Annotated in this window: 23 protein-coding genes and 1 riboswitch; of the genes, 2 read left to right on the top strand and 21 right to left on the bottom strand. The window is 38.0% G+C overall.

Going from position 1 to position 20,286, the window contains the following annotated elements; translation table 11 throughout:
- Positions 1-143 precede the first annotated feature (143 nt).
- From ACPLVF_RS10695 to ACPLVF_RS10670, 6 genes are all read right to left on the bottom strand, one after another.
- A complete protein-coding gene (locus tag ACPLVF_RS10695; RefSeq protein ID WP_424907824.1) occupies positions 144-1,289 on the bottom strand; it encodes an NAD(P)/FAD-dependent oxidoreductase in 1,146 nt (381 codons plus the stop codon).
- Positions 1,273-1,557 carry a (2Fe-2S)-binding protein gene (locus ACPLVF_RS10690; RefSeq protein WP_424907823.1) on the bottom strand — a complete coding sequence of 95 codons (285 nt, stop codon included), beginning with the start codon at positions 1,555-1,557 and terminating at the stop codon, positions 1,273-1,275. Before ACPLVF_RS10690 ends, ACPLVF_RS10695 begins: the two co-directional genes overlap by 17 nt.
- A 2-nt stretch (positions 1,558-1,559) precedes the next feature.
- Complete coding sequence (locus tag ACPLVF_RS10685) at positions 1,560-2,054, bottom strand: 4Fe-4S binding protein (protein ID WP_424907822.1); 495 nt, start codon at positions 2,052-2,054, stop codon at positions 1,560-1,562.
- A 12-nt stretch (positions 2,055-2,066) separates the two neighbouring features.
- Positions 2,067-3,158, bottom strand: coding sequence for an NAD(P)/FAD-dependent oxidoreductase (locus ACPLVF_RS10680; protein ID WP_424907821.1), 1,092 nt, complete (start codon positions 3,156-3,158; stop codon positions 2,067-2,069).
- On the bottom strand, positions 3,155-3,460 hold the full coding sequence (locus tag ACPLVF_RS10675; RefSeq protein ID WP_424907820.1) for a (2Fe-2S)-binding protein: 306 nt from the start codon (positions 3,458-3,460) through the stop codon (positions 3,155-3,157). The genes ACPLVF_RS10680 and ACPLVF_RS10675 overlap by 4 nt, the downstream gene beginning before the upstream one ends.
- A 133-nt stretch (positions 3,461-3,593) precedes the next feature.
- Positions 3,594-4,295 carry a FadR/GntR family transcriptional regulator gene (locus ACPLVF_RS10670; protein WP_424907819.1) on the bottom strand — a complete coding sequence of 234 codons (702 nt, stop codon included), beginning with the start codon at positions 4,293-4,295 and terminating at the stop codon, positions 3,594-3,596.
- A gap of 196 nt (positions 4,296-4,491) precedes the next feature.
- Between ACPLVF_RS10670 and tsaD the strand changes: the two genes are divergently transcribed.
- Positions 4,492-5,505, top strand: coding sequence for a tRNA (adenosine(37)-N6)-threonylcarbamoyltransferase complex transferase subunit TsaD (gene tsaD, locus ACPLVF_RS10665; RefSeq protein ID WP_424907818.1), 1,014 nt, complete (start codon positions 4,492-4,494; stop codon positions 5,503-5,505).
- A gap of 75 nt (positions 5,506-5,580) precedes the next feature.
- Here tsaD and rimI read toward each other — a convergent pair whose 3' ends face one another.
- From rimI to acpS, 13 genes are all read right to left on the bottom strand, one after another.
- Positions 5,581-6,045: a ribosomal protein S18-alanine N-acetyltransferase gene (rimI, locus tag ACPLVF_RS10660; protein WP_424907817.1), complete on the bottom strand. Its 465-nt coding sequence runs from the start codon at positions 6,043-6,045 to the stop codon at positions 5,581-5,583.
- Positions 6,023-6,748: a tRNA (adenosine(37)-N6)-threonylcarbamoyltransferase complex dimerization subunit type 1 TsaB gene (gene tsaB / locus ACPLVF_RS10655; protein ID WP_424907816.1), complete on the bottom strand. Its 726-nt coding sequence runs from the start codon at positions 6,746-6,748 to the stop codon at positions 6,023-6,025. The genes rimI and tsaB overlap by 23 nt, the downstream gene beginning before the upstream one ends.
- Positions 6,745-7,197 carry a tRNA (adenosine(37)-N6)-threonylcarbamoyltransferase complex ATPase subunit type 1 TsaE gene (gene tsaE / locus ACPLVF_RS10650; RefSeq protein WP_424907815.1) on the bottom strand — a complete coding sequence of 151 codons (453 nt, stop codon included), beginning with the start codon at positions 7,195-7,197 and terminating at the stop codon, positions 6,745-6,747. Before tsaE ends, tsaB begins: the two co-directional genes overlap by 4 nt.
- A 106-nt stretch (positions 7,198-7,303) precedes the next feature.
- Positions 7,304-7,918: an ECF transporter S component gene (locus ACPLVF_RS10645; protein WP_424907813.1), complete on the bottom strand. Its 615-nt coding sequence runs from the start codon at positions 7,916-7,918 to the stop codon at positions 7,304-7,306.
- 91 nt (positions 7,919-8,009) lie between these two features.
- Positions 8,010-8,139, bottom strand: a riboswitch (FMN riboswitch).
- Between the two features lie 94 nt (positions 8,140-8,233).
- On the bottom strand, positions 8,234-9,388 hold the full coding sequence (locus ACPLVF_RS10640; protein WP_424907812.1) for an amidohydrolase: 1,155 nt from the start codon (positions 9,386-9,388) through the stop codon (positions 8,234-8,236).
- A gap of 18 nt (positions 9,389-9,406) precedes the next feature.
- Positions 9,407-10,225 (bottom strand): M55 family metallopeptidase, encoded by an 819-nt coding sequence (locus ACPLVF_RS10635; protein ID WP_424907811.1) that lies wholly within the window; start codon positions 10,223-10,225, stop codon positions 9,407-9,409.
- Complete coding sequence (locus ACPLVF_RS10630; RefSeq protein WP_424907810.1) at positions 10,222-10,932, bottom strand: gamma-glutamyl-gamma-aminobutyrate hydrolase family protein; 711 nt, start codon at positions 10,930-10,932, stop codon at positions 10,222-10,224. Before ACPLVF_RS10630 ends, ACPLVF_RS10635 begins: the two co-directional genes overlap by 4 nt.
- Before the next feature lie 17 nt (positions 10,933-10,949).
- Positions 10,950-12,161 (bottom strand): HD-GYP domain-containing protein, encoded by a 1,212-nt coding sequence (locus tag ACPLVF_RS10625; protein WP_424907809.1) that lies wholly within the window; start codon positions 12,159-12,161, stop codon positions 10,950-10,952.
- 104 nt (positions 12,162-12,265) lie between these two features.
- Positions 12,266-12,616 carry a type II toxin-antitoxin system PemK/MazF family toxin gene (locus ACPLVF_RS10620; RefSeq protein WP_424907808.1) on the bottom strand — a complete coding sequence of 117 codons (351 nt, stop codon included), beginning with the start codon at positions 12,614-12,616 and terminating at the stop codon, positions 12,266-12,268.
- Between the two features lies 1 nt (position 12,617).
- On the bottom strand, positions 12,618-12,893 hold the full coding sequence (locus ACPLVF_RS10615; protein WP_424907807.1) for a CopG family ribbon-helix-helix protein: 276 nt from the start codon (positions 12,891-12,893) through the stop codon (positions 12,618-12,620).
- 72 nt (positions 12,894-12,965) lie between these two features.
- Positions 12,966-14,135, bottom strand: a complete 1,170-nt coding sequence (gene alr / locus ACPLVF_RS10610) for an alanine racemase (protein WP_424907806.1) — start codon at positions 14,133-14,135, stop codon at positions 12,966-12,968.
- A 28-nt stretch (positions 14,136-14,163) separates the two neighbouring features.
- The gene (locus ACPLVF_RS10605) at positions 14,164-15,714 is read right to left on the bottom strand and encodes an NAD(P)H-hydrate dehydratase (protein ID WP_424907805.1); all 1,551 of its coding nucleotides are present in this window, start codon (positions 15,712-15,714) and stop codon (positions 14,164-14,166) included.
- Entirely contained in the window at positions 15,695-16,084 is a 390-nt protein-coding gene (gene acpS, locus ACPLVF_RS10600; RefSeq protein ID WP_424907804.1) for a holo-ACP synthase, read from the bottom strand. The genes ACPLVF_RS10605 and acpS overlap by 20 nt, the downstream gene beginning before the upstream one ends.
- A 235-nt stretch (positions 16,085-16,319) precedes the next feature.
- Here acpS and ACPLVF_RS10595 point away from each other — a divergent pair, with 235 nt between their 5' ends.
- Positions 16,320-16,754 (top strand): Hsp20/alpha crystallin family protein, encoded by a 435-nt coding sequence (locus ACPLVF_RS10595; protein ID WP_424907803.1) that lies wholly within the window; start codon positions 16,320-16,322, stop codon positions 16,752-16,754.
- Positions 16,755-16,784: 30 nt separating this feature from the next.
- On the opposite strand, the gene ACPLVF_RS10590 is transcribed toward ACPLVF_RS10595, so the two are convergent.
- Positions 16,785-19,922: a PAS domain S-box protein gene (locus tag ACPLVF_RS10590; protein WP_424907802.1), complete on the bottom strand. Its 3,138-nt coding sequence runs from the start codon at positions 19,920-19,922 to the stop codon at positions 16,785-16,787.
- A gap of 117 nt (positions 19,923-20,039) precedes the next feature.
- On the bottom strand, positions 20,040-20,207 hold the full coding sequence (locus tag ACPLVF_RS10585; protein WP_424907801.1) for a Spo0E family sporulation regulatory protein-aspartic acid phosphatase: 168 nt from the start codon (positions 20,205-20,207) through the stop codon (positions 20,040-20,042).
- Positions 20,208-20,286: the final 79 nt, after the last annotated feature.

Raw genomic sequence — 20,286 nt, 5'->3', positions numbered from 1 at the left:
CCCCCCATTTTCGACAATTATTTTGCCCTATTGTCGCTTTTTTTATGTGTTGCTATAGTCTATCTGGCTTTTACTTCTATTTGCTTTGTTATACATTTAAAACCCCACCTTAATTTTTACGAATTAAGGTGGGGTTTTTCTAACTATACAACCGATGGTTCAAAGATGAGTTCTCCTCTTTCAAACCTACCTAAATCCAATTTGTCTATAGGAATTGTTGTAGGCAATCCTAATATATACTGTGCCATAAGCACTCCGGTAATCGGGCCGAACATAAAACCGTGACCTGAATATCCCGTGGCGATGTATACTCCTTCTACATTATCAGCTTTGCCCAAAATGGGTTGAGCATCGGGAGACATCTCATAGAGACCCGACCACTGGCGGACTATTCTAATATTTTTCAGGTAAGGCAAGTATCTTACAGCTTTTTTGCACATTGTCTCTATAAAGTCCCATGTAGATGTTACGCTGTAAGTTTCATGTTCTGCAGGGCCAAAACCCATAATGAATTCTCCACCGGGTTCTTGCTGCAGATAAATATTTCCTGCAAAGGACATAATCATAGGGCCAAGTTTCGGGTTTACAGGCTCAGTAACCAATATCTGATGCCTTTCAGGACGAACTGGTATATCTACTCCTGCCATTTTACCTATTTCCCTTGACCAAGCACCTGCTGCAATGAGTATTTTTTCTGTCATTATATCTCCTTTATTAGTCTTAACTCCTTTAACCTTGTTATTTTCAACTATTATACCAGTAACCTCTGTAAATGTATTTATTTCAACACCAAGCCTTTTTGCTGCTTCGGCATACGCTATCATTGTATGGAAGGGGTTAGCATGACCATCTTTTTGGTGGAAGGCACATGCTAGTATGCCTTCTATATTTAATTCCGGTACTATATCGAGGGCTTCCTGAGGAGTTAAAAGCACAGATTTTATACCTAAACTATTTTGTAAAGCTATATTTTTCTTAAACTGCTCGACTTCTTTTTCGGTAATTGCCATCAAAAGATAGCCGCCTTGTTTAAATTCTATATCCCCTTCATAATCCAATATTTCATTTAAATTTTCGAAAATCTCTATTGAAGCTTTCCCGAGAAGACAGTTCATTTCCGTTCCCCATTGGGCGCGTACACCAGCTCCGCATCTTCCGGTTGAACCGCTCATCAGGTAACTTTTCTCGCAGACAACTATATCCTTCATGCCCATTGCAGCAAGATTATATGCTGTTGCGAGTCCAGCCATTCCTCCACCTATAATTACTATCTCAGCTGTTTTCTTCATTTTCCACCCCTCCTAAAATAGCAGCCATTTTTATATTCTTAGCAGGCGGCCTAAAGGTAGTTATCTTTATTTCTGCTGGGTTGGTTTTTGTCGCTTTTGCAAGCTCAGCCAAAAGCAGAGACCTGCATGTTCTACCCTGACATTGCCCCATCCCGCATCTTGTTATTCTCTTAATTTCGTCCATAGTTGTATATCCTTTTTCAATCAAAGCCTCAATTTCCTCTAAAGTAACATCCTCGCAGCGGCAAATAATCGTTTTGCTTTTCATAATTATTTGTCACCTCCGACCCTTATGTTCCTAACAATCATAGAAAGTTCCTTAGGAACGGCTACAGTTATAACAGGCGTTTTGTCTTCGTATTTACCGTTTCTTATTTTTACCACCTTGCCCTTTCCAACGACTTTGCCTGCTCTGTCGAGCACATCTACCTCATCTCCTTCCTCTGGCAGAGGAAGAAATTCAAAGGGCAGCGAAACTGTAGCCTCTTTTTCTGAATAGGTTTCATCAATTACAAAAATTGCAAGACCAGGACATTTGCTTACACATAAACCGCATCCCGTACACTTTTCATAGTCGACCATAGGTAAATTGTTTATATCATCCCCCAAGGTAATTGCTCCTGTTTTGCACGCCTTTGCACATGGATTGCACGGTATCTTCTGAAAACACTCCACCATTACAACTGGTCCTTTTGCCAACCTCTCTTTTGGAGGAATTCTAACGCTTAGTTCTTCAAGTTCAGGTATCCCATTCTTAGCAAGCATATACAGCACCTCCTAAATTATTACTTTTGATAAACCTTTTCGTATTTTCTCTCCAACAGGCCCAGAGCGCAGGGCTTCGAGTTCTCTTAAGACCTCATTCTTTTTCTCTTCATAGGACCCGTCATCATAGCCTAAGCTCTTGGCAGCTGAAAGGCCCGCCAATTGCCCTTCCATCATTGCACTTGATGCTTCTTCTACCCCTGCAACGTCGCCAGCAACGTATATTCCTGGCACTGTTGTTTCCATATTTTCGTTTCTCAAAGGTACATGTCCGCCCAGCTCTGGCACATATACCATCTGACAGCCGGCTTGCCACAACAACTCAGCCAAAGGTGAAAGGCCAACCGCAATACACATTACATCCACGTTGAAGACCTTTTCGGTACCGGGAATAGGCTGCCATTTGTCATCAACCTTCCAAATAACGGCCCTTTCCAAAGCACCGGTCATTTCATTGGGATAAGCTGCTTTAACCGTATAGGAAGTAAGGATAGGAATCCCTAATCTTGCTACCTTTGAGGCATGCACCCAATAACCTCCAATATTCGGGGCTGCATCGATAATTGCTTTTACGTTTACCCCTGCCTGCATAAGCTGATAGCTAACTATAAGTCCTATATTACCCGCTCCTACCATAAGCACATTTTTCCCAGGAAGTACTCCGTGCTCATTCATTAAGGTCTGGACTGCACCCGCTCCGTAAATACCGGGCAGGTCGTTGTTTTCAAAGGGTAAAAATCTTTCCGATGCACCTGTAGCTATTATTATCCTATCCGCCTTCATCTTAACCCATTTTTTCTCTTCCACTTCTATGCCCAGCACGCCATCGTCGGGATAATAAGCAACTACTGTTGAATCCAGCATGGTTTTAATCTTAGGATTTTTCTCTACCTCAGAAGCTAAAAATTTTCCTATATCTATTCCCCTTATTGAAGCGTATTGTTTCTCTGAACCGAAAAACATATGGGTCTGTTTTACTAATTGGCCGCCAAGCCGGGAGTTTCTATCGATAAGTGTAACATTTGCCCCCATGTTGGCTGCTGCAAGAGAAGCCATCAAACCGGCAGGTCCTCCACCAATTACAGCAACTTCCGTTTTAATCATTTCAAATCACCTCTTCCTTCCTGTGTTTCTATTACCATTCCTTCCTTTAATTTTTCTACGCAAACCCTTACATTTGGTTCTCCATTTACAGTCATTAGGCAAGAAGAGCAGTTACCTATAGCACAATAAAAACCGCGTGGCCTGTGAAGCTTTTTGCTATGGCTTAATACCCTCACACCGTTCGCATGAAGAGCTGCTGCAATGGGTTCACCTTCAAAGCCTTTCATCTTTTTGCCGTTGAAGGTGAATTCCACTTCACGCCCCCTTTCAAAGGTCAAAATGGGGTGCTTTTCTATTCTCATTGTTATACCTCCTTCTTTATAATTCATTGTTTTTTTATATTTATAAAGCTTTTTAACATTTTATTGTTTTTTATCGTATTGTTAATGTTTAGACTATTTAATTTATAAAACTCTCTTAAATCAACAAATGACCTTAGCTGTTAAAACATCTTTTTAACAAATCCCTTCTCAGTTCGCTCAAATGATAGGCCATTTTTTTTGCTGCTTCCTCTTCATCCCTTTTAGCAATAGCCTTAACAATATCACCGTGCTGCTTGCATAAGTTTACCCAGTCGTTGTAATCCAAGATTGCCCTTTCCCTTAATTCTCTGCTGATATTCAGGATATGGCTTATTACCTCTTTTAAAATAAAATTATGAGCGCTCTCTGCAATAGCAATGTGGAAAAACAAATCCCTGTCCTTTTCCATGTATTCTTTTATGCTCATATCATTTCCGTGAAATTCTTTATCCAGTTCTATCAATTTTTCGATTTCTTCTTCCGTAGCCCTTTTGGCAGCAAGCCTAACAATCTTAACTTCTATTATTTCCCTTGCCTCAACAACCTCAAGGAGTGCATCCCTTTCTAAGTCCTCTGCCGAGCAGTTTATTAGCTGAAATCCTGAAACATTCCTTAAAAACCTTCCACCTCCCGGTTTCGATTCAACAAGACCGCGAGACTCAAGAACCCTAAAAGCCTCTCTTAAAATAGATCGACTAACGCCTAACTGCACCATCAGCTCCCTCTCCGAAGGGAATTTATCACCGGGCTTAAGTTTCCCCTCATCGATCATTTGGCGTATTTGTTGTATGATTGTTTCATATAATCTAACGTTTCTAACCTTCTTAAAATTCATAGTTCACCTTCTTTTCTCCTTAGGGTTACTTGGTAGCCCAGTTCAATTATTATAATTCGATATGTAAAATAAAATTCCTGCAAGAATAATATAATTTTTTTAATTTGTTTCTATTTTTGTTAATATTATCACAATTGCTTTTACTAATCGCCTGTGTTATTATTATTCCTGATAATTGGAAAAGGGGAGAAGGGTTTTGTCCAGCAAAAATATTTTAACCTTAGGCATAGAAACTTCCTGTGATGAAACATCAGCCTCAGTGGTGTTAAACGGGAGAAAGGTCTTATCAAATGTAGTCTACAGTCAAATAGATTCTCATAAAAAATTTGGTGGTGTTGTACCCGAAATAGCCTCAAGAGCGCATCTTGAAAAAATATGCCCTGTGGTAGATGAGGCATTAAAAGAGGCAAACGTAACCTTTAAAGATATTGATGTTATAGCGGTAACAAATGGCCCAGGATTGATTGGCGCTCTTTTAGTAGGTGTTTCTTATGCGAAAGGGCTATCTTATGCAATAAAAAAACCCCTCGTAGGGGTCAATCACATAGTAGGACATATTTACGCTAATTTTTTAGAAAGCGATTTTGCTCCTCCGTTTTTATGCCTTGTAGTTTCTGGCGGACACTCTCATATTTTTATGGTTGAAGACTTTGGCAAATTCAAGCTCCTCGGCAAAACCATCGACGATGCAGCAGGAGAAGCTTTTGATAAAATTGCAAGAGCCTTAGGTTTGGGGTATCCGGGAGGCCCCGCTATTCAGCAGGTTGCAGAAAATGGAGATGAAGATGCAGTAATCTTTCCCGTTGCACAAATAAAAAATTCAGAGCTCGACTTTAGCTTTAGCGGTTTAAAATCCGCCGTGTTAAACTACTTAAACCAACAAAGGCAAAAAGGCAGTAATATTAAAATCGAGAATGTAGCAGCTAGCTTTCAAAAAGCCGTTGTCAAAGCCTTAGTTGAAAAAACATTAGAAGCACTTAAAATCACAAAAAGCAGTACCCTTGCTTTAGCCGGAGGAGTCGCAGCAAATAAAAGGCTAAGAGAAGAATTTTTAAAGATTTCTGAGGAATTAGGAATAAAAGTCAACTTTCCCCCTATAAAATTTTGTACCGATAATGCAGCCATGATTGCCTGTGCTGGCTATTATAAATTCCTTGCTGGTGAAACCTCAGATTTTACCTTAGACGCCTATGCTGTTTCTGATTTTTGATGAGCTGTGGAAACATATTCTGGGGATTATGTGGATAAGTGTGGATAACTTTGTGGATATGTGGATAACAAAAATTTATTCAATATCCTTCCACATTATTATAGCGTCTTCATTATTGTCTGAATAATACCCTCTTCTTATTCCTGTAGGCTGAAAGCCAAGCTTGGTATATAGATTCTGAGCTATATGATTGCTTTTTCTCACTTCAAGGGTCATTTTGATAGCCCCTCTTTTTTTCGCAAGATCAATCAGCGTCCTCATAATAAGTTCTCCGATTCCCATACCTCTGTATTCTGGGAGAACAGCTACATTTGTGACATGGGCTTCATCAAAAATTATCCACATGCCTCCATAGCCTACTATCTTCCCATCTGTCCTAATAACTATGTAAGTAGCAAAGCGATTTTCGTTAAGCTCGGATAAAAAAGCGTATTTTGACCAAGGATTTGTAAAACTTCTTTTTTCTATTTCTAATACTTCCTCAAGGTCTTCAACCCTCATTAAATCTATTTCAATTTCAGGTAAATTTTTGTTTTCCATGCTTTTCCTCCCATTTCTCTTCTGCATGAGACTTTCTCATATAAAAGGGTTTTATAGAAAAACAATCAGTTATATTCCCCATTATTAGCTCCTTTAAACCTATTATCGCTGTAGAAGAAGCCCTCGGCATAGAATACAAACCTTCCTTTTTGATAAGTAATAAATTAACATTATTGCTATTATTTTCTAATTTATTAAAAACTTTATCGACCCCGTCTCCCAATAAGAATACTTCTTTTCCTAAATCTATTAAGCTTTTTAATAACCTTTCTGTATCGAATATTGAATAATCCCAAATCTTCTTTAATTCTCCTTCTTCCCAAGTAAAAAGTGCAGAATAAACATCATTTCTCTGAGCATCTATTACCGGGCAAATTAAGTCCCTTCCAGGCAAATTGTAAGCAAGGCTGTCTAAGGTATTTACTGCGATCAAAGGTATACCTAAAGCTTGCGAAATTCCCTGCGCACAAGCTATACCTATCCTTATTCCCGTAAACGACCCCGGCCCTACAGAAACTGCAATCCCATCAATTTCTCTAAGTGTTATACCTAAATCCTTTAAAATCCTATCTACCATTGGGATTAATTTTTCCAGATGGGTGTATTTGCTGGTTTCTAAAAAATATTCAGCTATAATTTTTTCTTCAGTAACAACTGCAACCCCTGCAGCCTTTGATGTTGTCTCAATTCCAAGAACCTTCAATTTTGCATCAGCTCCCGTTCAATAATTGGTATTAGGGGACTTTCGCCGTAAAACTTAAATTCTCTCTCATTTTCATTTATATAACGAATTTCAATCCAAAGAGAAGACTCAGGTAGAATGTTTTTCACTTTATCCGCCCACTCCACTACAACTGCGCATTCATCTAAGAAATCCAAAAAACCCGCTTCCTCTAATTCTTCTTCACTTTCAACCCTGTAAGCATCCACATGAGCAAAAGGAATATTCCCTTTATAAAAATTAATAATTGTAAAAGTAGGGCTTACAACATATTCTTTAACACCGAGTCCCTCAGCAATGCCCCTCGTAAAAGCCGTCTTGCCGGCTCCCAAGTCGCCTATAAGAGCTACAACGTCTCGGGGCCTTAGGAGTTTTCCTATATTCTTACCTAATTCTTCCGTTTCTTTTACGCTTTTTGTTTTTAAAATCATACATTACCTTCCCTATATACTAATTTTTTCTACATTTTTTATTATATCAAAAAAAATTCAAAAAAAATAAAGCCCCTTTTTATCATTAGGGGCTTTTTTTATCCCATTATCTATGAAGTAAAATAGATATTCTCTTGTATATAAGAAGGGTAACCAAAGAAAGCATTAGCCCTTTTAAAATATTGAAGGGGAGAATGCTATATACTATCAATGTCTTTAAGTCGACTACCCTGGGATTTGCTTTTGTACCGAGGGATACTATGACATCCATGGGGATATTTAATACTTTTTGGTATAGGGGAATAAATACAAAATAATTGGCCAAAGACATACCTACAGCCATTACAATCGTGCCTAAGAGCATTCCAATAATCGCCGTGTTTCTGTTTTTATTCATCCAGTAAACATATGAAGCCGGCACTACAAAAAGTATCCCTGTAAGAAGGTTTGCTGCTTCTCCGATAAAAGCCGTCTGATTTTTAAATATTGCGTGAAGGATGTTTTTTAATACTTCCACACCTGCCCCTGCCCACGGGCCTAAGGCAAACCCTGCAAGCAGCGCTGGTACATCGCTGAAATCAATTTTCAAAAAGGATGCAAAAAAGGGCAGCGGAAATTCAAAGGCCATTATGAAAAACGCAATAACCCCGAGGACCGCAACTTTTGTTAAACTTTTTACATCTCTTAAACTTTGTACGTCTTTTTGATTCATAACAGTCATAAAAATTCCTCCTTTAAAATTTGGCAGTTACTTTTAAAAATTGAAAGGCCCCGAAAGCTTCGGGGCATAAATTTCAAAATTCAAAATAAAAACAAACCTTCTCCCATCCGGACTTTAACCGTCGGCTCCGGAATCTCACCGGATCAACCCTTTACGGGCTCGCGGGCTCGCCTCATAGGCTTACCGCCGGTCGGGAATTTCACCCTGCCCCGAAGGTCTCTGGGTTTTCAAATTAAATTGTCAGTAATATCATAACACAAATTTATAAAATATACAATAATAAATTTTTAATTCTAATTGGACTTCTCTCTCCAATTATTTTTTAAGCACAATTTCACCATTAATTAAAACCATTATAGGCTTCGCCATCAAATCAAAGGGGAATCTATCCCAAATTACTATATCTGCATCCTTTCCTTTTTCCAAACTGCCCACTCTATCGGAAATTCCAATTATTTCAGCAGCATTTTTTGTAATTGCCAAAAGGGCATCTTCTTCCTTCATGCCTTCCTTTACCGCAAGGGCAGCAAGTAAAGGCAGATACTGTATTGGTATTACGGGATGGTCCGTCATTATTGCCACTTTTACGCCCTTATTTGCAAGTATTCCCGGAGTTTTGAAAGTTAGGTTTTTTAATTCGTATTTTGACCGGGATGTAAGCGAAGGACCTACAACCGCAGGTACCCCGTATTCAGCTATTTTGTCGGCAATTAAATGCCCTTCCGTACAATGCTCGATTACTAAATCCACATTAAATTCCTTAGCTATCCTTATGGCGGTCATGATATCATCCGCTCTATGGGCATGAGCCCTTAATGGAAGCTTTTTTTCAAGCACCTCGCACAAAATTTCCATCTTTATATCGATTTCAAATACCTCTCCCTCTTTCGTCTTTTCCTTTTTTTGCTTATAATTACGTGCTTTATAAAGGGTTTCTCTCAAAAGAGCAGCCGTTGCCATTCTCGTTGCCGGTGACTTTTTTTGCTCACCGTAAACCCTTTTGGGATTCTCGCCAAAAGCAATTTTTAGACCCGCAGGTGATTTTATTATCATTTCATCAACTACCCTGCCGTAAGTTTTTAAAGCAGCCGATTGTCCCCCTATTACGTTGGCACTGCCCGGCCCCGTAAAAACGGCGGTAACACCGCCTTCCAAAGCATCCTTAAAAGCAATATCCGAAGGATTTACGGCATCAATCGCCCTAAGATGAGGAGTAATCGGGTCCGTCCATTCATTTCCGTCTTCACCTATGGCACCTACTCCTTCTTCAAATAGCCCAATATGACAGTGGGCATCTATAAAACCAGGAAATATGTATTTCCCTCCTGCATCTATAACTTCTACATCCTTTGGAATCTCTGTCCTTTCCACAACATCTACTATTTTCCCCTCTTCAATAAAAATTACCCCTTCTTCTATGACCTTTTTTTGAGACATTGTGTAAATTTTTCCACCTTTTATAGCGAGCATAATCTCACCCCTCCCTTTTCAATTAATACCTGGTGATATAGCAAGCATTGCACAAAAAATCTTATAAGCTTCCAAATAATCCTTGGCAATATATACTACTGTCCTCGGGTCCTTTCTTTTGGTCCCGGGAATTAGAAGGGTCATATCGGCCATTACGGTTCTAAAAAAGGATACTTCTAGTTCCACAGGCCCCTCTTCCTTAGTGGGTTTAAAGGAATTTATTTTTGATAATGCTTCTCTTACCCCTTCGTCTATTCTTTCCCTTACTATCTCAAAGGGATAGATTTTTGCAGCATACCTGCCTACAGCTTCCTTTACGACAACACCTACCGGGTCATTCAGTTCTTCTTTGGCGCATAAAACCGCATTTTGGTCCCCCGTAACAAGTGCAACGGGGACATCGTAGTATCCGGCAAGCCTTCCGTTTATCCCCGCCTCACTCAATTCCTTTCCGTTTATTTTTGCGTACAGAACTTTTGAAGTATACGTATGGTCCATTATAGCATTAGAACTACCCGCCCTTGAATGGTATCCTACAAAGAATACCGCATCAAAACTTCCATCTATGCCTTCCATCATGCTTAAAGGCTTAGGGCTTCCGCTTATCAATACTGCCCTGCTGTCCAGTTCTTCTATTAAAATATTGTCCATATTGTTGTGAGAATCATTAACAACTATCTCTTTTGCACCGAAGTCAAAGGCAGCTTCGATAACTGCATTTACCTCCTTTGTCATCAAGGCCCTCATCCTGTCGTACTCTTTATTCCCCGGTTCCGTGTGTCTTGAAGAAACAACTCCCGAAATCCCTTCCATATCCGCAGAAATAAATATTTTCATTTTCCCTTCCTCCCTTTTATTTCCTCAATAAATCTTTCAAAAGGTTTTAATTGCATAGGGTCTTTATGCCACATACCTTCGGGATGCCATTGAAGCCCAAGGATAAATACACCTTCAGCACTACTTTCCACCGCTTCTATAATCCCATCAGGGGCATAAGCAACAGCTTTAAGGTATGGTGAAACTTCTTTTATTGCCTGATGATGAAAACTGTTAACCTTTACCTCTTGGGAATTATATATCTCAAAAAGAGTCGTTCCCTTATCTATCTTTACCTTATGGGTAGGGTACCATCGGGGAGCGCTCTGCGAATGTTTTATACAATCCCTAACCTGTGAAGGTAGATCCTGATAAAGGTTTCCACCCAAGGCAACATTTATCACTTGAATACCCCTGCATATACCCATAATAGGTTTTTTCCTAAAAAAAGCTTCTTTTACAAGGAATATTTCCGCCTTATCCCTTAAAGGGTTTACTTCCCCTAATTCCCTTATGGGATTTTCTCCAAAAATTAAAGGGTCCACATCCGGGCCTCCTGATATCAGGACGCCGTCAACCAAATCCAAAACGCCTTTTAATGTTTCTTCTTCCAATGGAGGTATAATTATCGGAATCCCTCCTGCCCTTTCAACAGCCAAGTAATATCCCTCATTTAGCATTGCTTTTTCTTCAAGGTGAGATGAAGTAATTCCTACTACTGGTTTCATATATTCCTCCCCTATGTTTAAAGCAATTTAACCGCTTCCTTCGCAATTAAGGGGTCGAACTGCTTTCCAGCATTTTTTAAAATTTCTCCTTTTGCCTCCCAAGGATTTTTAATCTTCTGGTAAGGCCTTTCAGAGGTCATGGCATCAAAGGCATCGGCTATGGCCATAATCCTTGCTCCTAAAGGTATCTCCTCTTTATAAAGCCCATGGGGATATCCCGAGCCATCATACTTTTCATGATGGTTTATGGAAATGGGAATAACATCCCTTAAAGCACCCACTATGCTCATTATATCGCCAGTATACACCGGATGCATTTTCATTATTTTAAACTCTTCTTCCGTAAGCCTTCCCGGTTTATCCAGTATATACCGCGGCACAGCCACCTTACCCGCATCGTGTAAATAAGAAGCAATTTTCAAACCCGATACCTCTTTATGCGATAAACCGAAGCCCCTTGCAATCTTCTCGGAGTAGAAGGCCACCCTTTCCGAATGCCCCGCAGTATACTTATGTTTTGCGTCAATGACCTTTCCGAATACCCTTATTACATCTCCTGCATCTCCTCCGCATTCATCTGTATCTAAAGAAGGCAAACTTTGTAGTGCTTCCATAAAAAGTGGCGAAATATCCTTTTCCTCGGAAATTTTTAAATAAAAATCTCCCTCTTTCAAAATAAAAGCAGTAAGTTCAAAAATTAAATCCGAAAATTCTTTATTTCGTCTTTTCTCTAATTTGTGTGTTAAAACTTGCAAATTTTTACTTTCAGTTTCCCTTAACAATATATCCACAGTATCTGCAGCGCGCAAAATCTGTCCTCCAATGTTTATACTGTTTCCTCCTATGCCTTTTGGATATCCGGTACCATCCCAGTTTTCATGGTGGTGCTCTATCATTTTTGAAGCTATTTTAAGGGGTTTTATTTCTTTTACTATCTCCGCACCTTTTATAGGGTGGTTAAAAATCACTGGATTTTTAAAATGCTCTTTTATATTTGTATAATGCACCACATGTTCAGGTAAGGAAATAGCGCCGATGTCGTGAAGCAATCCCGCGTAAAAAATATGGGCTTTATATTCGGGTAAAATCTGCCTTGCCATTCTTTCGGATAAAAGTGCTACCCGCCAGGCGTGAAATATTTTTTTATTTTCGTCCAAATCCATCATTAAAGCCAGAGCAGCAATTAGCTCCAACAAAAACTTGTCTTTTTCTTTTTTTTCTGCCTTCATAAATCCTCCAAAAATGTTTTTTTATTGATAAATACGCACACCAAAATTATAGCAAAATTGTTATTTTTTATAAATAAAAATGCAGGAATACCCTGCCTTTATTATTAAAAATCCACGAGTCCCAAACTTATCTTTAAAGCTTCATCTACTTTTGCCATTATTTCACTGTCTAAAAAGGTAATCTTTTCCTTCAATCTCCTCTTATCAATAGTCCTAAGCTGCTCCAGCAAAACCACGGAATCCTTTTCAAGCCCGTAATCTTCCTTTTTCAGTTCTACATGAGTAGGTAGTTTAGCCTTATCAATCTGAGAGGTAATAGCAGCAACTATTACCGTAGGACTGTATTTATTACCCACATCGTTTTGTACCACTAAAACGGGGCGCACTCCACCTTGTTCTGAGCCTACTACAGGATTTAAATCAGCGTAAAAAACATCCCCTCGTCGGACAAGCACGTTATTCACTCTCCGACAGTCTTAACTCATAGGAAAAAAAATCCTGAAAATCCTGATGAATTCCCATCTCTGCAATTTTCAAATTTAGTTCCGCCATTTCCATATACCCCGTTTTAAGCTGTTCCCTCATCCTTATCCTTTCCTTTTCTTTTATATAAAGCATCATAGCATCCCGAATCAATTCGCTTCTATCCTTCTTCTCCAATGATAAAATCCCGTCAAATTGTTTCAAAAGATTTTCTGGCAAGCTAACAGTAATTTTTACAAGCCCGGCCACAGCGGCACCCCCTATGAGCATCTTCAAAAAACAAACCACTATAATTATTTGAATAAAAATAGAAAAATATACCTAATTTGTTAAATAATTTTTTACCTTAACAATGTTTCCATTTTCTATATAGACCCTTGGCACCCGTTTTGACACAGCACATAATACTTCATACGAAATTGTGCCTATCATTTTTGCTACTTCATCGGCAGTTACTCCGTTTTCTCTACCTTCCCCAAAAAGCTCCACATCGTCACCTACTTTTATTTCTTCTAAATCCGTTACATCAATCATGCACTGATCCATGCAGACCCTTCCCACTACTTTTGCCCTTTTTCCTCTTACAACAACCTCTCCTTTTGAGGACAGCAGCCTAAAATAGCCATCTGCATACCCTACGGGCAGTGTGGCGATTTTACTTTTTCTTTGCGTAATAAAAGTTCCTCCATAACTTATGGGTTTCCCCTTTTCCAACTCTTTAAGATGAGCAATTTTGGTTTTGAAACACATTACAGGTTTTAAATCAACCTTTTCTTTATCTACCTCATCGGAAGGATAACACCCATAGAGCATGATGCCTGCCCTCACCATATCCAGATGGGTCTCTGGCAGATCTATTATAGCAGCACTGTTAGCCACATGTTTAATAGGGATTTTATACCCTTTATTTTCTAATTTACCTACAACAGTCATGAATCTATCAAATTGCTCAAAGGTAAAACCCTTATCCTTTTCATCGGCTTTAGCAAAATGGGTAAAAATACCTTCCACCTCGATATTTGGCAGGTTAAAAATTTCTTCTATTTCTGGAAGTGAAGAAGTTTCAGCTAAAAATCCTATTCTGCCCATACCCGTATCCAATTTTATATGAACTTTAGCAGACTTTCCCATTTCTCTTGCCTTTAAAGACAATTTTTTTGCTAACTCAAAGCTGAATACGGTCTGAGTAATGTCGTTCTCTATTATTTTATCAAACTGGTCCTCAGGTGTAAAACCCAAAATAAGGATTGGAGCTTCTATCCCTTCCTTCCTCAGTACAAGTGCTTCGTCTAAAAAAGCAACTGCAAGGTAATCAGCCCCCATGGAAAGAGCTATTCGAGAAACCTCAACAGCTCCATGTCCATAAGCATCAGCTTTTACCACAGCACAAAATTTGGAATTTCTGTCTTTTATCCTCAAAACCTCTTTTATGTTATGTTTTAAGTTATCCAGTAAAATCTCTGCCCTTGTAGGTCTTACAGATTCTATCATCGCAATTCCCCTCTCTTTATAATCTTATTTAAAATATATCTAAAAATGCCTTATCTAAATTTTCGATTATATCACCGGCAATTAAAGATATTTCCCCTTTAACTCTCTTTGCTATATCTCCGGCTAAGCCGTGAATATAGGCACCCGCCTGTGCCGCATTTAAAGGAGTCATTTTCCTGGCCAAAAAGGCTGCAATTATACCTGTAAGAACATCCCCGCTTCCCCCTGTTGCCATTCCCGGATTTCCGGTAGGGTTTATATATACCGGAGAATTACTATCTTTTATTAATGTTCTTGCACCCTTTAATAAAACCGTGCAGTTAAACTTTTTCGCCGCTTTTGTTACTGCTTGCCACCTATCTTCCTCTATTTCAGCAACGGAAACAGATAATAACCTGGAAAGTTCTCCGGAATGGGGAGTAAGCACAACATCCCCCCCTCTTTCCAAAAGCCTTTCTGGTTCTTCCTGGAAAGCATTTAAGCCATCGGCATCTATAACCATAGGTTTATTGCAATTTTTAACGAACTGTTTTACAAATTCCTTAGTTTCTTCATCTTGCGAAAGTCCCGGACCTATTGCTACCGCATCCACCTTCTCTGCAAACTCTAAAGCAGGTTCTAAAGCCTTGAAAGAAATCTTGCCATCAATATCAGGAAGGGGTTTTTTCATAACTTCAGTTAATTTTATTTCAAAAATAGGTGTTAAGCTTTCCGGCACACCTACGGTCACAAGGCCTGCCCCAGCTCTTTGAGAAGCCAATCCGCAAAGGGCAGCAGCCCCTGTCAGTCCTTTTGAGCCTGCTATTATAAAAACTTTACCGAAATAGCCTTTATGGACATTGGGTGGATAAGGTTCAAAATAACTTTTTATTATATCTTCTTTTAAAAGTACACCTTCGGACTCAATCTTTTCTATTAAATCCACCGGCATACCAATGTCAGCGACAGTAACTTTTCCTGTATATAATGCTCCGGGATAAAGCAAAAGGCCTGGTTTTAAAAGACCCATGGTAACCGTCTCGTCTGCTTTTACGACACAACCTAAAATTTTACCCGTAGCTCCGCATACCCCTGATGGAATATCCACCGCAATCTTATAACTTGTAGAATTGTTGATAATATTAATTACTTCTTTGAGAATCCCCTTTACCTCACCCTTTACCCCAGTCCCCAAAAGGGCATCAATAATGAATGCGTCGTCTTTTGCCGCATCCCTAGCCCTTTTTAAACCTTCGTCATCATTTATTAGATATGTGGGAATACCCATTTTTTCAATTATATTACAATTTATTAAGGCATCGCCGGAAATTTTTGATTTTCCCTCAACTGCAAAAACTTCAACTTCAAAACCCTTATTTTTAAGATGTCTTGCAGCAGCAAAACCGTCGCCTCCATTGTTGCCTTTACCGCAAAAAACATAGACCCTTTTTGCTTTTAATCTTTGTTCAAAAAAAGCCCTTTCAGCAACATCGGCCACAGCTTTCCCTGCATTTTCCATGAGAACAATGCTGGGAATACCATACTCTTGTACAGCAATTTTATCGAGTTTTTTCATTGTTTCAGGCATTACTACTTTCATCAAAAACCCCTCCAAAAGCAAAGGCAACCGCACAAGCATAGTCTTTTGTATGACTCAAGGAAATCTCGATACATTTAAATCCTTTTTCATAAAATTTTTCCTTCGCCTTTCCGTAAAGATTAACAATAGGTTTGCCTTTCGCATCCTTTAATATTTCAATATCCTTCCATCTAACAGTCCCTATCCCTGTACCCAACGCTTTTACGACTGCCTCCTTTGCAGCAAACCTTGCCGCAAGGCTTTGGTAAAAAAATTTATTTTTCGTTAAACTTTTAATTTCTTCTTTTGTAAAAATTTTTTCTAAAAAATTCCTTTTTTCACAGGCTTTTCTTATCCGTTCTACTTCTACAATATCTATTCCTATGCCCATTTTTACCATCCTTTATATTTTCCCGCCTTTTTTTCCTGATATATACGAACATAAAAGTGGAATATGAGAAAAAAATATAAATGATAACGTTAAACTACTATAATTAAATTTCGATTTGCTTTATTAAAATACCTTCTTTTTTTAAAAATTTCAAATATAATTTCTTGACCTTCTTTGACCTTTATTGTATAATTTATTGTAGATTAAACTAATATTTTCCATAGGAGGTGTTATTATGAGTGAAAGACATATTATGCCATGGAGAAGAAGGGGTTTTTTACCTGCCTTTTTTGACCTTGATATAGAAAACTTCTTTGATAATTTTTATGATTTATTCAATCCACAAACAATAAAAATTGATATGAGGGAAACTGAAAAAGAGTACATCATAGAAGCGGACTTGCCCGGATATGACAAAAACAATATTGAAATTCACCATGAAGGCAATATGCTCACAATCTCCGGCAAGCAGGACGAGATAGTAGAAGAAAAACATGAAAACTATATCCACAGGGAAAGAAGAAGGGGTAGCTTTTCAAGGACTATTCCCTTACCTGAAAATATCGACGCGGATAAAATAAAAGCAAGTTATAATAATGGCGTCCTGCGCTTAGTCCTGCCAAAAATAACCCCATCAAAGCCTCAAGGTAGAAAAATCGAAATTGAATAGTAAAATCTTAAACCCCGCTTATTTGCGGGGTTAATTTTTATCAAATAGGCTGAGGAATACCTCTACGATTTCAGGGTCGAATTGGGTGCCTGCATTTCTTTTTATCTCCGAAAGCGCCTCTTCTACACTTTTTACCATATTGTAAGGCCTTTTCGAGGTCATTGCATCAAAAGCATCTGCAACGGAAAGTATGCGGCATAAAAGTGGTATTTCCTTTCCTTTTAGTCCAAGGGGGTAACCCTTCCCATCCCATCTTTCATGATGCTTCAATATCAGATCGGCAATACCCGCAAGATCAGGTGACGAAAGAGCAATCCTGTATCCCTTCTCCGAGTGCTGCTTAATAATTTCCCATTCCCCATCTGTAAGCGGCCCTTTTTTATTTAATATGCTGTCAGATATTGCTACCTCGCCGAGGTCGTGCACCTCAGCAAAAATGGAAAGGTCAGAGAGCTCCTTAGGAGGAAGTCCTAACTTTTGCCCCATTTTGAGACATAGTTCCTTTACTCTTTTTGTATGTCCTTCTATAATACAATCTTTCTCAGCTAAAACCGACAGCAGGACATTTAAGGTTTGGCTTCTTATACTTGTGCTTTTTAAAAGTTTGTCGCGATACATCAATTCATCGGCTTTTTTCATGACGTCTTTTAAATTTATATTATCGCTTTCAGCAGTTGCAAAGCCAATAGCTAAACTCAAATAAAGGCCATCTTGTGCTTCTGTCGCATTGTATTTTTCTACATTTTCCATTATTCTCTTCACTATCTTTTCTGCATCAGAATAGAAAGTCCTCGGAAGAAGAAGGGCAAATTCATCTCCACCTATCCTCGCAAGTATATCTGAAGTCCTAATTGAGCGTTGAAGTACCTCCGCACACGTACGAAGGAGCTTATCCCCCTTTTCGTGACCTAAGGAGTCGTTTATGAGCTTTAGGCCGTTTAAGTCTATCATTATAATAGAAATGGGATAATCCCTGCTCCCGGCATACCTTTTTAACTCCTCTTCAAAAAACGCCCGATTATAAAGCCCCGTTAAATTATCGTGCAGGCTCATGTACTCCAATTTCTTCCTGTACTCGTGTATTTCCGTAATATCCGTATAAATACCGTATAATCCTATTATTTCTTCGTTAATTTTTACAAGGATGCTTTTTATGGTTACGTAAATAGGTTTACCGCTCTTTGTATACCTTATTCCTTCCGTGCTTACACTTTCTTCTTGGAAGACTGAGTTTGTTATCCTTCGAGCTGAATCCCTATCCATTTCCCCCGGCAGAAGTTCGTCTATATCTTTTCCAACACATTCTTCCTTTTTATATTCAAAAAGTCTTTCAAAAGCAGGATTTATATCAACAATCTTATGATTTCTATCTACCAAAACAATGGCATCAGGGGAATAATTGAATAAAGCCTTCAATTGCTCCAAATACCTTTTTTCTTCTGTAATATCTTCATAAAAGGAAAAAGCACCCACTATCTCGTTGTTTTTGTTTCTTACAATTATATCTTTCATTTTTGCGAAAACAGGCTTCCCGTCGTTTTTATACCTTATCCCCTCGTAGGTAAAAAAGTTCCTTTCCCCATTTAATATTTTCTCCGCCATTTTTGCGCTAAGTTTAAACTTTTTTGCTATTACATCATCATATATACTCTTCCCTAATATTTCTTCCTTACTATACCCAAATATCCTTTCAAAAGCAGGATTTACTCCCGTTATCTTTTTGTCCTTATCATAATAGATAATACCATCCCTTGAATTCATAAAAAGTGCTCTATAACGTTCCAGTTCAAATTCGAGCTTTTTTCTATAGCTCTCTAACTCCGTAATATCACTTATTACACCAGTAATTTTATCATCTATAAGTTTTCCCTGTATTAACAAATATTTCTTATTTTCTCCGCAACTCTTTACCCTTACCTTGACCTCAATATTTTCAATTTTACCTTTATAGGCCTGCCTTATTTTTTCAAAAAGATTTTTTCTATCTTTTTTTTCAATACTTCTCAATATAGACTTGTATCCATTGTTTTCTTTAAAATTTTTAATTATAGCTTGAATATTTTCAGTGATATAAAATTTCTTCTCTTTTAAATTGTACTCCCATACACTGGTATCGCTGGCATCTAATGCGAGCATTAATCTTTCTTGAAGCTCCCTTACTTTCTGTTCTGATGCCCTTAATTCTTCATAGCTTGCTATTAATTCTTCATTTTGTGCAGAAATCTCTTCATAAGTCGCTGTCAGTTCTTCATTTGCCCTTATAAGCTCTTTTGTCTTTATTGCTACCATCTTATTAAGTTTTTTATTTGCAGCAGCAAGCAAAACCAAAGCTGCAATTAAAATGGAAACAGCACCAAGCCCAATAGATAAGTATCTCTTAATTATCGATTTTACATCAACGAATTCCTCGCCAAACCATTTTTCGTATATCTTATTATATACGCCGTCTTTTTTCATTCTCTCAAGCCCGCTGTTTATCAAACCCAAAAGCTTATAGTTACCCTTTTTAACAGCTATACAATAGTCGCTCTCACTTAATGGCCCATTAACTATTTTTACAAGTTTTTCTAAATTGTTTTTCTTTACAAAATAAAGACTGGCGTATTTATTACCTATGAATGCATCTGCCTTGCTCTCAACTAAATCCATAAGGGCTTCATACTGCGTTTTTTCTCTAATAACCTCAACATCCTCAACCTTTTTTATTATTTCTTCGGCTATATCCCCTTTCTGTAATGCCACTTTTTTTCCTATTAAATCATTTAGTGAGTTGATTTTTGTATTATCCCTTTTTGTAAATAAAACCCTTGAGTTTACCAAGATTGGAATGGAAAAATCAAACTTCTTTTCCCTCCCCGGGCTTTTTGCCATTCCGAGGACTGCATCTACACTGCCCTCTTCTAAAGCCTTTACCGCTTCACTCCATTCCATAGGCACGTATTCAACTTCTAATCCTGTATAGATTGAAATCGTATTCATTATATCAACATTAAAGCCTTTAAAAATTCCTCCTGCCTCCAAAAATTCATATGGCGGAAAATTTTTATCACCTGCAACTTTAATTTTGTTGTTGTTATTTCCTGACACCTTTATTGAAAACAAAAAAATTAGGAGGAAGGTAAAGGCCAATATCTTTTTCAAAAAGCCAAATCTTTTACGTTTTTTCAAAAAAATCACCTCAAGGAAATTCAAAAGACTCAAGGGCTACCTTTAACTTAAATTATAATACATTTTCCTTCTCAAAACATTATCATTTTTATTTTTTAGTAAATAGCTACTTAACTTTCATTTCTGACTTTTTTGAATAAAAACTCTCTTTTTATAGTAATCAACAATTTTTACATCGAGCTTTCGGCTAATTTTCAATAACATTTCACTGCTTAAACTCATATTTAAAGCATTATTTAACATGCATCTTATTTTTTCTATTCTCTCTATATCATCATCCTTCATTTTTTCACCCCCTGTTAATTTCTGTGTTATGTCAAATTAAGGTATCAAAATTACATACCAATAACCTATAAAACATTGA

The organism is Thermovenabulum sp., from assembly GCF_049701175.1.
Classification (GTDB): domain Bacteria; phylum Bacillota; class Thermosediminibacteria; order Thermosediminibacterales; family Thermosediminibacteraceae; genus Thermovenabulum.
The sequence above is the reverse complement of the archived record's forward strand: the minus strand, read 5'-3'. Positions and strand labels throughout refer to the sequence as shown.